This window comes from Caulobacter sp. SL161 (assembly GCF_026672375.1).
Classification (GTDB): domain Bacteria; phylum Pseudomonadota; class Alphaproteobacteria; order Caulobacterales; family Caulobacteraceae; genus Caulobacter.
The window spans coordinates 1,347,279-1,359,099 of the sequence record NZ_JAPPRA010000001.1; the positions used below are offsets into that span (position 1 = coordinate 1,347,279).

The following is an 11,821-nucleotide window of genomic DNA, read 5'->3' on the forward strand; positions in this document are numbered from 1 at the left end:
CGATCTGGACCCCGGCGTTCGCCGGGGGCGTCGGCGGGGGGAGGGGCTGAGGAAAACGGGAGGCCGCGCCCTCAACCCCGCGCCACCCGCGCGATCGTCGAGACCAGGGTCGACATCTCGATCGGCTTCTCGAGGAAGCCGTCCATGCCGGCCTGGACAGCGGCGGTGCGCTCGTCGTCCATGATGCCGGCGGTCAGGCAGACGACGGGCAGCTTGCGCCAGCGCGGGTCGGCGCGCAGGCGGCGGGTGGTCTCCAGGCCGCCCATCACCGGCATGTTGAAGTCCAGCAGCGCCAGGTCGACCTCGCGTTCGGCCAAGACGTCCAGGGCCCGCTGGCCGTTGTCGGCCTCGACGATCTCGCAGCCCAGCGGGGCCAGCATCATGGCGATGACCTTGCGGTTCACCGCATAGTCGTCGACGACCAGCAGCCGCAGGGGGCGCTCGCCGCCCAGGAGGCCGCCCAGCAGGCCACCTGTCTGGGTCGCCTCGGCGGTGGGCAGGCCGCAGGCGAAGGTGAGGGTGAAGGTCGAGCCCTTGCCCTCGGTGCTGCGCACGGTCACCGAGCCGCCCATCATCTGGGCCAGCCGCCGGGTGATGTTGAGGCCAAGGCCCGTCCCGCCCGTGCGGCGGGCGATGGTCGGATCGGCCTGCTCGAACGGCGTGAAAATCCTGGCCAGGACGGCGGGGCTCATGCCGACGCCGGTGTCGGAGACGATGATCTTGGCCAGCATCCGGTCAGGCTGGTCGCCGGCCTCGCAGGTCACCCGCACCCGGATCTGGCCGGCGGGGGTGAACTTCACGGCGTTGGAGACGAGATTGCCCAGGCACTGGCGCACCCGCAGCGGGTCGAACATCAGGGTGCGGGGCGTGGCCGGGTCGATCTCCAGCGTGATCTCCGCGCCCTTCTCGCGGGCCTGGGCCTGGTTGATCCGCACGACCCGTTCGGCGAGGCGCGAGAGGTCTTCCGGGGTCAGCGCCAGATCCAGCTTGCCCGCCTCGATCTTGGCCATGTCGAGCACGTCGTTGAGCAGGGCCAGGAGGGTGCGGCCGGACTCCTCCAGCAGCTCGACCTGCTCGCGCTCGCCGGGCTCCAGCGGTTCCAGCTTCAGGGCCTGGGAGAGGCCCAGCATGCCGTTCAGGGGCGTGCGCAGCTCATGGCTCATCAGGGTCAGGAACTCGGACTTGGCCTGGCTGGCGGCCTCGGCCTGGCTCTTGGCCAGCTCCAGGGCGCGGCCCTGCTGGCCGTTGGTCTGGGCGGCCTTGGCCGTATAGATGATCAGGATCAGCGCCGCTGCGCACAGGGCCAGCCGCTCGCCCGGCGGAAAGTCGTTGAGAACCCCGCACATCGTCAGCAGCACCAGAGACGTGCCGCCGCCGATGATCAGCAGCAGGGTCTTGGACCGCGCCGTGAAGGCCTGGGCATGGACCAGGAAGGCGCAGACCACGCACAGCGCCGCCATCTTCAGTGCGGGATGCTCCTGGCGCCACAGCATGATCGCCAGCGACCACCAGACGACGTTCATCCAGATCACCGCCGCCACATAGGCCAGACGCTGGGCGTGGCTGATCTTGCGCGCGGCGCGCTGGGGGCTGCTGCAGATGAATACCGCCGCCTCGGCGCTGGCCACGGCCAGGCCCCAAAGCAGGCCGCCCTTCAGATCGACCGCCAGCGCATAGATCAACGCCGTGGCCGCGCAGATGGCGAGGCGCACGCCCAGGGTGGGCAGGCTGCGCGCGGTCACCGAGGTGACGTCCTGGTCCAGCCATTCGGCGAATCTGGGCACGGGCGCGGCGGGTCCTCGGGAAAGCTTGTATACGATCAAGCCTCCTAGCCGCGCCTCCGCCGGTTGCAAAGGGACGCGAGGCCGTCGGCGAGGCAAAAAGGCGTCAGGGGATCCTTCTCCCGCAGGGGGAGAAGGGGCCTTCGACCAGCAAAAAAAGGCCCGGAGTCGCCTCCGGGCCTTTCGCATTCACGCTGTCGTCCGGCGGCTTACTTGCCGGCGGCGGCCAGGGCGTCCATCAGTTCCGGCACGGCCGACTTGTAGTCGGCGACCAGGCCGAAGTCGGCGACCTGGAAGATCGGCGCGTCGGCGTCCTTGTTGATCGCGACGATCACCTTGGAGTCCTTCATGCCGGCCAGGTGCTGGATCGCGCCCGAGATGCCGATGGCGACATAGAGCTGCGGCGCCACGACCTTGCCCGTCTGACCGACTTGATAGTCGTTGGGAGCATAGCCGGCGTCGACGGCCGCGCGGCTGGCGCCGACGGCGGCGCCCAGCTTGTCGGCCAGCGGCTCGATGACGCGCTGGAACTCTTCGGCCGAACCCATGGCGCGACCGCCCGAGACGACGATCTTGGCCGCAGCCAGTTCCGGACGGTCGGACTTGACCATCTCTTCGCTGACGAAGCGGGTCTTGGCCGCATCGGCGCCGCCGACGGTCTCGACCGAGGCCGAGCCGCCTTCAGCGGCGGCGGCGAAGGCGGTCGGACGCACGGTGATCACCTTCTTGGAGTCGCTCGACTGAACGGTCTCCAGGGCGTTGCCGGCGTAGATCGGGCGCGTGAAGGTGTCGGCGGCGACCACTTCGACGATGTCCGAGATCGGGGCGACGTCCAGCTTGGCGGCGACGCGCGGGGCGTAGTTCTTGCCGCCCGAGGTGGCGGGAACCAGGATGGCGTCATAGCCGCCGGCCAGGGCCAGAACGGCGTCGGCCTGAGCCTCGGCCACGCCGTGGCCCAGGGCGTCGGATTCAGCCAGCAGCACCTTGCGGACGCCGGCGATCTTGGCGGCCGCGTCGGCCACGGCCTTGGCGCCCTTGCCCAGCACCAGCACGTCCACATCGCCCGAGATCTTCAGGGCGGCGGTGACGGTCTTGTGGGTGGCGTCGCGCAGCAGCGCGTTGTCGTTATCGGCGACGACGAGAACAGCCATTACAGCACCCCCGCAGTGTTCAGCTTGGAAACCAGGTCAGCGGCCGTCTCGACCTTGATGCCGGCCGAGCGCTTGGCGGGCTCGGTGACCTTCAGGACCTTCAGGCGCGGCGCGATGTCGACGCCGTAGTCGGCGACCGTCTTGCTGACGATCTCCTTCTTCTTGGCCTTCATGATGTTGGGCAGAGACGCATAGCGCGGCTCGTTCAGGCGCAGGTCGGCGGTGATCACGGCCGGCAGGTCGACATCGACCGTCTGCAGGCCGCCGTCGACTTCACGGGTGACCTTGGCGCTGGCGGCCGAGACCTCGATCGCCGAGGCGTAGGTGGCCTGCGGCCAGCCCAGCAGGGCCGACAGCATCTGGCCCACGGCGTTGTTGTCGCCGTCGATAGCCTGCTTGCCCATCAGGACCAGGTTCGGGTTCTCTTCGGCCACCACGGCGGCCAGCAGCTTGGCCACGGCCAGCGGCTCGGGATCGGCGTCGGTGGTGATCAGCACCCCGCGGTCGCCGCCCATGGCCAAAGCCGTACGGATGGTTTCCTGGGCCTGCGCCGGACCGATGCTGACGATGACGACCTCGGTCGCCACACCCTTTTCCTTGAGACGCACGGCTTCTTCGACCGCGATCTCACAGAAGGGGTTCATGGACATCTTGACGTTCGCCAGGTCGACGCCCGTCTGGTCCGCCTTTACGCGGGCCTTCACGTTATAATCGATCACCCGTTTAACCGGGACTAGGACCTTCATCGGTTTCCACCGCCTCCAGGCTTGCGTTTCTCCTGCTTGGGCACCGACTTAGCGCTTCGGCGCCGCAATGCAAGTTTCCCTTCGCGTAAGCGTAAGGCTGAAAACGCTCCGGGCTTCAAACGGTTGTACGATTTTCGCGGTCGCGTGTCGCCGTAAGGCCTCCCCACGACAATTCCCTAAGGGGCCGAAAAGCGATAAGGGGCGGCCATGAACAAGACCATCAACCGTCTGAAGTACATCTTCATCGGCATCTTCTTCTTGGCCAGCGCCAGCGTGCTGGCCTACCACATGATGTGGGTGTGGCCGAAGGATCGCTGCGAGAAGAGCGGCGGCGCCTGGGCCGGAAAGTGGATGAAGTGCGCCACGGTCTATCCGATCGAGACCTGGACCCGCCGTCCGCGCGGGACCCCGCCGCTGAACGGTCAGAGCGCCGACGGCCCCACCGCCGACGCCCCGGCCAAGGCCGCGCCGGCTGAGGCTGACCAAGCGGCTGCGGCGACGGCGGCTCCGGCTGCGACCGAGAAGAAGTAAGTCCGCCAATCCCCGTCATCCCGCGCTTCATGCGCGGGACCCATCCGTCAGCCGCAGGTGCGGGGCGGGGTGGAACGCTCACGTGCAAGCTGAACCATGGGTCCTGTGCCTAAAGCACGGGATGACGGTTGGAGTTGAGCGCCGATCCGGGCGAGGTCAGCCCCCTAGCGCGTCGCGCCCGGCTTCCACAGCACGTCGGCCTGGCCCTTGTCGTTGGCCCAGCGGGCGGCGACGAACAAGAGGTCCGACAGGCGGTTCAGGTACTTGATCGCCGGCGTCCCGACGATCTCGCCCTCCATCTCCGACAGGGCCACGACCCCGCGCTCGGCGCGGCGGCAGACCGTGCGTGCCACATGCAGGGCGGCGGCGGCCGGCGAGCCGGCGGGCAGGACGAACGAGGTCAGGGCCGACATCTCGCCATTCAGCTGATCGATCTCGCGCTCCAGCCGTTCGACCTGGCTTTCGGCGACGCGCAGCGGCTCCCATTCGGGCTTGCCGTGCTGCTCGGGCGTGGCCAGATCCGCGCCCAGGTCAAAGAGGTCGTTCTGGATCCGCTCCAGAATCGCGTCCAGGACGGGATCGGCGGCCGTGTGCTGGCGGGCCTGGCCGATCGCAGCGTTGGTCTCGTCGACCCCGCCATAGGAATCGACTCGCAGCGAGGCCTTGCTGACAGGCGCGCCGGTGGCCAGGCGTGTCGTGCCGCCATCGCCGGTGCGCGTATAGATGCGGTTTAGCGTGACCATCGGTCGCGGAGTCCTGTTCGGCGAATAAGGCTAATGATTACGAGCCCTTCCGCCACCAGAAGGCGGCGGCGACCAGGACGATGACGGCGATGAACTGCAACAGCACGCGCAGCCGCATCAGCTTGTTCGACCATGACCTGCCGAAATCGCCCCCGCGAAACAGGGCGTAGAGGCCGGCCCCCAGGGCGATCAGAACCGCCAGAAGCGCGGCTGGGACGAGAAAGTCGAACAGCTGGGACATGTCCCAGAGAATAAGGCGCGCCTCGCGATCGCGCTATAGAGACCATAGCCGTAAGGGCGCGACCCGCTGAACGGGCGTGATGGTTTCTCGCGAATCGTTGTCCGTTGAGCAAATTCGCCGAACCTGTTCGGTGAGGGCTTTTGTCGCAGTGACACGATGACAGCGGTGGCATAGCTACGCCACAGGTCGTCGTTCGACGATTTTTGTTCCCTTTCGCGGTTGCTTTGGCGTCCCCCTGGCGTTAGAGCCCCCGCTTCCTATTTCTCAGTGCGCGTTCGTTGAACATGATCATCCTCCCCCACCGCGATCTGTTCAGCGCTTATCTCACCCAAACGGGGGACAGGAGACCACCGCATGAGCGCTCGCCTAGCGACCGCCGCCGCGCTCTCCGCGTCCGATCGCGAAGAAGCCATGGCTGAAGTCCGTCAACTGATCACCGACCTGCGCGACGCCGCGCAGGATGGCCGTCAGCTGGCCCGCCGTTACGCCGACGTCCTTCAGAACGTCGTCGATGAGTACTGTGTTGAGTTCGAGAAGCGCGCCGAGGCCGCTCTCGCCCGCTTGGAGGCCGCCGCATGAGCTTTGTGTCCGTCAATATCGACCAGGGCGCCGAGACCCCGGTGAAGCTGACCCGTCGCGCGCTGGCCAAGCAGCGCACCCGCGAACGCGTGCTGGCCGCCGCCCGCCGTCTGTTCAGCGAGCGCGGCTATGAGGGCGCCACCATCCGTGACATCGCCCAGGCCGCCGGCATGTCGACCGGCGCGGTGTTCGCCAGCTTCGCCGACAAGTCGGAGCTGTTCGAGGAAATCCTGACCGCCGACTACGAAGTCATCTACGCCCAGATGACCCAGGCCGCCCGCGCCGCCAAGACGGTGGATGAGGCGCTCCTGGGCCTGTTCGGCGTGGCCTACAGCTTCCATGTCGAGCAACTGCCGCTGCTGCGCGCCAGCATCTCGGTGTCGTGGACCCGTTCGGAAGCCGCCGAGCGTCGCGCCCGCAACGACCTGAAGCACATCTTCAAGCTGATCGGCGTGGCCCTGCAGCGGGCCGTCGACGAAGGCCAGCTGAAGAAAGATATCGACGCCAAGCTCTTGGCTGAAATCGTTTGGGACGTGTATGTCGCCAACTATCGCCGCGCCGTCTACGACGGCTGGTCGGTTGAGGCTCTGCTGGCGCGACTTTCGGATCAACTGAAGGTCATCTTCGCGGGCGCCCGCGCTTAAACACCCAGAGGGCGCTCCGTTCGGGGGAGTGGGGCGCCTTCGACTTTTTATTGATGACGCAGGCGTGTTCGGAGGGGGGCGGGCTTGGGCGTAAGAGACGAGCAGAAGGCGGCGACGCGCGAGAAGGTTCTCGTGGCCGCCCGGGACCTGTTCAACGATGTCGGCTATGAGGAGACCACCATCCGCGCCATAGCGGAGCGGGCGGGGGTCTCGGTCGGCAGCGTGTTCACCACCTTCGCCTCCAAGGCGGAGGTGCTCAGTCATGTCATGACGCACCGCCTGGACGAGCTCTATGCCGAGTTCGACCGGGTGATCCCGGTCCTGCGCGGCAGCACCACGGATCGGCTGTGCTCGATTTTCGCGATCCACTATGCGTTCGAGACCCGGCGGGTGAAGCTGTTCCTCGCCCACATCGCCGCCTCCTATAATCCCAGCAACGAAGCGGGCGTCACGCCCTACGGCCGCAATCCGCGCCTCAGCCAGATGCTGGTCGACGTGCTGGCGGAGGGCGTGCGCAAGGGCGAGGTGCGGGCCGATCTGGACCTGAACCTGCTGGTCGACACCCTGAAGGCCGCCTACGCCTGGAACTACCGCATGGCCGCCGCCGCGGGCGGCGACCTGCCGGCCGCCGAAATGTCGGCCGCCATGGACCGCCAGATCGCCGTCATCGCCGAGGGCTGGAAGCCGCGGTAGGGGGAAGCGCCCTCTCCCAAAGGGAGAGGGTTGGGGAGAGGGGGTACGGCGTCCGACGGAGCGCCGGCACGCCGTCAGACCTCGTAACCCCTCTCCCTCCCACCGCTTCACGGCGGGCCCCTGCCTCTCCCTTTGGAAGAGGGATTTCTGTCGGGCTCGTGCTCTATAATCGCCCGCGTCCGCCGCCCTTCAAACGGTCCAGCCTCCGCTCCGGCGGCGAATCCGACGCGGGCGCAGTCGCAGCGACGGCGGCGAGTGCGGCGTCCAGCGCGGTACCCACTGCCGCACGCGGCGCAGGCCCTCTCCGCCCGCTCATCGCCGCGATCTTGCGGACATTGGCGGCCATCTCGCCGCAGGCTTTCACCTTGTCGCGGGCCTTGCGGAGCACGGCGGGGTCGTCGCTGGCCTCGATCAGGGCCCAGGCGGCGTCGATCGCCGCCATCAGCTTGGCCTGTATCCGGGCGCACCAGGTTTCGGAGGTCGTCTGGGTCATGACGCCAGCATGGGGCCGAACGCCAGACCGGGGATAAGAAACCTGCGTTTTCCTGTAAGGCTCTGAATTTCCTTACCTCGGCCCGAAAAAGTACGGGGATTGAGCCAATCTCGGCCGCGCCCCTGTGGATAACTTTCGCCGCTTCACCGCCCCAACGGCAGGATTGCCAGCGCCGCTCCCCGGTCGCACAGTCGCCTCAAAGCTAAGGGGAGAGCGTCATGGGTGTCGGGGGTAAGGTCGCGCTGACGGCCGTGGGTCTGGTTCTGGCCGTCACGGCCGTCGTGGCGGTGCGGACCGCGACGTTCGAGGCGCCGGCCCAGGCCGATCCGGCCGCCGCCAAGCTGGCGCCGGCCCGCCCGGTCGACGTGGCCAAGGCCGCCGAGCATCTGGCGCAGGCCATCCGCTTCCAGACCATCAGCCACCAGGACCGCGCCGACGACCAGCCGGCCGAGTGGGACAAGCTGCACGCCTGGCTGCAGACCACCTATCCGCAGGCCCACCAGGCCATGACCCGCGAGGTCGTGGCCGGCCATGGCCTTGTCTACACCTGGACGGGCTCGAACCCGGCCCTGCCGCCGATCGTGCTGATGGCCCACCAGGACGTGGTGCCGGTCACGCCGGGCAGCGAGGGCCAGTGGACCCACCCGCCCTTCGCCGGCGTCGTCGCGGACGGCAAGGTCTGGGGCCGGGGGGCGATCGACGACAAGGGCTCGCTGGTCACCATCTTCGAGGCGCTGGAGAGCGTGGCGGCCGGCGGCTTCAAGCCGGTGCGCACCGTGATCATCGTCAGCGGCCATGACGAGGAGGTGCGCGGCGAGGGCGCCCAGGCCGCCGCCGCGCTCCTGAAGTCGCGCAACGTTAAGGCCCAGTTCGTTCTGGACGAGGGCATGGCGGTGGTCGCCGACCATCCGGTCACCAGCAAGCCCGCCGCCATTATCGGCGTGGCCGAAAAGGGCTATGCGACCTTGAAGGTCACCGCCCCGGCCGTCGGCGGCCACTCGTCGGCCCCGCCCAAGGACGGCGGCGGCGTCGTGACCCTGGCCAAGGCCGTGCAGGCCATTCACGACAACCCCTTTCCGATGAAGTTCCAGGGGCCGGGCGCAGACATGCTCAAGGCGATCTCGCCCCACGCCTCGCCGGTGGTGAAGATCTTCGCGGCCAACACCTGGCTGTTCTCGTCGCTCTTGGTGAAGGTCACGGCCAAGAGCCCGGCCGGGGCGGCCATGCTGCACACGACGATCGCGCCGACCATGCTGAAGGGGTCGCCGAAGGAGAACGTCCTGCCGCAGGACGCCAGCGCCTGGATCAACTATCGCATCGCGCCGGGCGACAGCTCCGACAAGGTGATGGCCAAGGCCAAGGACGCGGTCGGCGACCTGCCCGTCGAACTGGCCTTCGAAGGCCACCGCAACGAGCCCTCGGCCGTGTCGTCCACCGAGTCTGACGCCTGGAAGACCCTGGCGGGCCTGGCCGCCGACGAGAGCAAGGCCCCGGTCGTGCCGGGCCTGGTCACGGCTGGCACCGACAGCCGCTACATGGGCGGGGTGTCGGCGGACGTCTATCGCTTCCAGCCGCTGGTTTTGACCGTCGACGGCACCAAGGTGATCCACGGCACCGACGAGCACATCAGCCTCGACAATGTCGAGCGCATGGTCCGCTTCTATCAGCGCCTGGTGGAGACGGCGGGGTCGCGGTAGGCGGGCGGGGGTTTAGCGCCCCCTCCGTCACGCGGCTTTCGCCGCGCGCCACCTCCCCCGCAAGCGGGGCAGGAGGACGCCGACAGGCGACGTGACGGAGGGGGCGTTGCTAAGCTAAGAACGTCGTTATCCCCGCCGCCCAGCGTCGTGAAACCGCAATCAAGTTGATGCACAGCCAGGCCATGCCCGACGACGCTTCCAAACCCGCCAAGCCCGCCGCCGCCGACAAGTTCGGCGAGGGTTTCGTCTGGGACGCCTGGTACGTGGCGGCGTTGTCGCCTGACCTGAAGCCGGGAACCAAGTCCAAGCGCGAATATCTGGGCGAGCCGGTGCTCCTGGGCCGCACGCGGGCCGGAGAGGTCTATGCGATCCGTGACATCTGTCCGCACCGCGCCGCCGCCCTGTCAGCCGGCCGCCTGCATCGCGAGGCCGACGGGACCGACAGTATCGAGTGCCCCTATCACGGCTGGCGGTTCGGACCTGACGGCGCCTGCACGGCGATCCCGTCCCTGACCGCCGATAGCGACTTTGACATCTCCAAGGTGCGGGTGCGCCGCTATCCGACGGTCGAGGCGCAGGGCCTGGTCTGGATCTGGATGTCGTCCGATCCGCGCTTTGACGGCGCGCCGCCCGAGCCGCCGCCGGTGATCCCGGGCGTGGTGGGCGGCAAGCCCAAGCTGGTCGATCACCTCGACTACGACATCCATATCGACCACGCGGTGCTGGGCCTGATCGACCCGGCCCACGGGCCTTACGTGCATCAGCAGTGGTGGTGGCGGACCAAGACCAGCCAGCACGAGAAGAATAAGCGCTTCGCCCCCAGCGAGGCCGGTTTCACCATGGTGCGGCACGAGCCGTCCAAGAACTCCAAGGCCTACGCCATCCTGGGCGGCGAGCCGCTGACCGAGATCACCTTCCGCCTGCCGGGCCTGCGCTGGGAGCATGTGACGGTGGGTAAGAAACAGGTGCTGGCCCTGTCGGCCATGACCCCGATCAACGCCCACAAGACCCGGATGAACCAGATCATGTGGTCGGATCACTGGGCGTTCACGGCCCTCTATCCGATCATCCGCATCGCCGCCCGCGCCTTCCTGCGCCAGGACGGCAGGATCGTCGAGAACCAGACCCCGGGCCTCAAGTGCAATCCGCCCCTGATGTGGGTGGGCGACGCCGACCAGCAGGCCCGCTGGTACCACCAGTGCAAACGCGAGTGGAACGCCAGCCGTCGCGAGGGGCGGCCGTTCGTCAACCCGGTCAAGGACCAGACGCTGCGCTGGCGGACTTGAGGCGGGGCCCTACAGCGCCGCCTTCGCGGCCGCCAGGCGCCTGACCGCCTCGTCCAGCGTCGCGTCGGCCTTGGCGAAGCACAGCCGGACCACGGTGGTCACCGGATCCTCCGCGAAGAAGGCCGAGACCGGGATGGCCGCGACGCCGTGCTCGGTCACGCAGCGCTCGCAGAAGGTCACGTCGTCCAGTGCGATCCCCGAGGCGGCCAGATCGACATTGAGGAAGTAGGTGCCCTGGCTCTCCAGCACGACATAGCCGGCGTCGCGCAGGCCGGCGGTCAGGCGGTCGCGGGAGCGCTGCAGGCTCGCCGGCATGTCGTCGAACCAGGCGCGGTGGTTGTCGAGACCCCAGGCCACGCCCGCCTGCAGGTTGGGTGGGGTGGTGAAGGTCAGGAACTGGTGGGCGGCGGCCAGGGCCTTGGCCAGGGGCGGGGCCGCAATCAGGAACCCGACCTTCCAGCCGGTCATGCCAAACAGCTTGCCGGCCGAGCCGATCTTGACCGTCCGCTCGCGCATGCCGGGGAAGCTCATCAGCGGCCGGTGACGGCGGCCGTCGAACACCACGGCCTCCCAGACCTCGTCGCAGACGGCGACGACGTCGTGGTGCACGCAGACCTCGGCCAGCAGGGCCAGGTCCTCGTCCGGGGCCACCACGCCCGCCGGGTTCAGCGGGCTGTTCAGCACCACCATCCGTGTGCGGTCGGAGAACGCCGCCTCCAGCATGGCGCGGTCGAACCGCCAGTGCGGCGGCGACAGCTTGACCAGCCGAGGCACGCCGCCGGCCCGGCGGACCAGCGGCAGGTAGGCGTCGTACAGCGGCTGGAACAGCACCACCTCGTCGCCGGGCGAGATCAGCGACGTGAACGCCGCCGCCAGCGCCTCTGTGGCGCCGGAGGTGACGACGATCTCGCTCTCAGGGTCCAGGGCCAGGTCCTGGGTCCGGGCGTAGTGGCCGGCCACGGCGGCGCGCAGCTCGGGCAGACCCCGCATCGGCGGGTACTGGTTGGAGCCCTCGATCAGGGCCCGCGCGGCGGCTTCGCGCACGGGCAGGGGCCCTTGATCGTCCGGAAAGCCCTGACCCAGATTGATCGCGCCGTGCTGACGGGCCAGGCCGCTCATGCGCTCGAAGATCGTGGTGGGCAGGTTGTCGAAGACGGGATGAACCATGGCCGAGGCGTAGCATTCCGCCCGGCGGATCGACCATGAAAAAGGGCGCGGCCGAAGCCGCGCCCTTCG

General features: G+C 68.3%; 13 protein-coding genes and 2 pseudogenes. 8 read left to right on the forward strand and 7 right to left on the reverse strand.

Annotated features, from left to right (window positions below; translation table 11 throughout):
* Nucleotides 1–71 precede the first annotated feature (71 nt).
* From OVA11_RS06595 to OVA11_RS06605, 3 genes are all read right to left on the reverse strand, one after another.
* Complete coding sequence (locus OVA11_RS06595) at nucleotides 72–1,784, reverse strand: ATP-binding protein (RefSeq protein ID WP_268066722.1); 1,713 nt, start codon at nucleotides 1,782–1,784, stop codon at nucleotides 72–74.
* Nucleotides 1,785–1,990: 206 nt separating this feature from the next.
* Nucleotides 1,991–2,932: an electron transfer flavoprotein subunit alpha/FixB family protein gene (locus OVA11_RS06600; RefSeq protein ID WP_268066723.1), complete on the reverse strand. Its 942-nt coding sequence runs from the start codon at nucleotides 2,930–2,932 to the stop codon at nucleotides 1,991–1,993.
* Nucleotides 2,932–3,678: an electron transfer flavoprotein subunit beta/FixA family protein gene (locus OVA11_RS06605; RefSeq protein WP_268066724.1), complete on the reverse strand. Its 747-nt coding sequence runs from the start codon at nucleotides 3,676–3,678 to the stop codon at nucleotides 2,932–2,934. Before OVA11_RS06605 ends, OVA11_RS06600 begins: the two co-directional genes overlap by 1 nt.
* 207 nt (nucleotides 3,679–3,885) lie before the next feature.
* On the opposite strand from OVA11_RS06605, the gene OVA11_RS06610 reads away from it, so the two are divergent.
* A complete protein-coding gene (locus tag OVA11_RS06610; RefSeq protein WP_268066725.1) occupies nucleotides 3,886–4,209 on the forward strand; it encodes a hypothetical protein in 324 nt (107 codons plus the stop codon).
* A gap of 164 nt (nucleotides 4,210–4,373) precedes the next feature.
* Here the strand turns inward: OVA11_RS06610 and OVA11_RS06615 are convergent, their stop codons facing one another.
* A complete protein-coding gene (locus tag OVA11_RS06615; protein ID WP_268066726.1) occupies nucleotides 4,374–4,952 on the reverse strand; it encodes a cob(I)yrinic acid a,c-diamide adenosyltransferase in 579 nt (192 codons plus the stop codon).
* 37 nt (nucleotides 4,953–4,989) lie between these two features.
* On the reverse strand, nucleotides 4,990–5,193 hold the full coding sequence (locus OVA11_RS06620) for a twin transmembrane helix small protein (protein WP_268066727.1): 204 nt from the start codon (nucleotides 5,191–5,193) through the stop codon (nucleotides 4,990–4,992).
* 284 nt (nucleotides 5,194–5,477) lie between these two features.
* On the opposite strand from OVA11_RS06620, the gene OVA11_RS06625 reads away from it, so the two are divergent.
* The 5 genes and pseudogenes from OVA11_RS06625 to OVA11_RS06645 form a co-directional block, all read left to right on the forward strand.
* On the forward strand, nucleotides 5,478–5,612 hold the full coding sequence (locus OVA11_RS06625; RefSeq protein WP_268068911.1) for a hypothetical protein: 135 nt from the start codon (nucleotides 5,478–5,480) through the stop codon (nucleotides 5,610–5,612).
* Nucleotides 5,548–5,772 carry a hypothetical protein gene (locus OVA11_RS06630; protein WP_010918617.1) on the forward strand — a complete coding sequence of 75 codons (225 nt, stop codon included), beginning with the start codon at nucleotides 5,548–5,550 and terminating at the stop codon, nucleotides 5,770–5,772. The genes OVA11_RS06625 and OVA11_RS06630 overlap by 65 nt, the downstream gene beginning before the upstream one ends.
* A complete protein-coding gene (locus OVA11_RS06635; RefSeq protein WP_268066728.1) occupies nucleotides 5,769–6,416 on the forward strand; it encodes a TetR/AcrR family transcriptional regulator in 648 nt (215 codons plus the stop codon). Before OVA11_RS06630 ends, OVA11_RS06635 begins: the two co-directional genes overlap by 4 nt.
* Before the next feature lie 84 nt (nucleotides 6,417–6,500).
* The gene (locus OVA11_RS06640) at nucleotides 6,501–7,109 is read left to right on the forward strand and encodes a TetR/AcrR family transcriptional regulator (RefSeq protein ID WP_010918619.1); all 609 of its coding nucleotides are present in this window, start codon (nucleotides 6,501–6,503) and stop codon (nucleotides 7,107–7,109) included.
* Nucleotides 7,094–7,264: pseudogene (locus OVA11_RS06645) on the forward strand (hypothetical protein); the annotation flags it as partial. The gene OVA11_RS06640 and the pseudogene OVA11_RS06645, both read left to right, overlap by 16 nt.
* 131 nt (nucleotides 7,265–7,395) lie before the next feature.
* Here the strand turns inward: OVA11_RS06645 and OVA11_RS06650 are convergent.
* Nucleotides 7,396–7,602 (reverse strand): annotated as a pseudogene (locus OVA11_RS06650) (hypothetical protein); the annotation flags it as partial.
* A gap of 218 nt (nucleotides 7,603–7,820) precedes the next feature.
* Between OVA11_RS06650 and OVA11_RS06655 the strand changes: the two are divergent.
* Together OVA11_RS06655 and OVA11_RS06660 are read left to right on the forward strand one after the other, a co-directional pair.
* Complete coding sequence (locus tag OVA11_RS06655; protein WP_268066729.1) at nucleotides 7,821–9,299, forward strand: M20 family peptidase; 1,479 nt, start codon at nucleotides 7,821–7,823, stop codon at nucleotides 9,297–9,299.
* A 167-nt stretch (nucleotides 9,300–9,466) separates the two neighbouring features.
* A complete protein-coding gene (locus tag OVA11_RS06660; RefSeq protein ID WP_268066730.1) occupies nucleotides 9,467–10,585 on the forward strand; it encodes an aromatic ring-hydroxylating oxygenase subunit alpha in 1,119 nt (372 codons plus the stop codon).
* Nucleotides 10,586–10,594: 9 nt separating this feature from the next.
* Here the strand turns inward: OVA11_RS06660 and OVA11_RS06665 are convergent, their stop codons facing one another.
* Nucleotides 10,595–11,752, reverse strand: a complete 1,158-nt coding sequence (locus OVA11_RS06665) for an aminotransferase (protein ID WP_268066731.1) — start codon at nucleotides 11,750–11,752, stop codon at nucleotides 10,595–10,597.
* Nucleotides 11,753–11,821 lie beyond the last annotated feature (69 nt).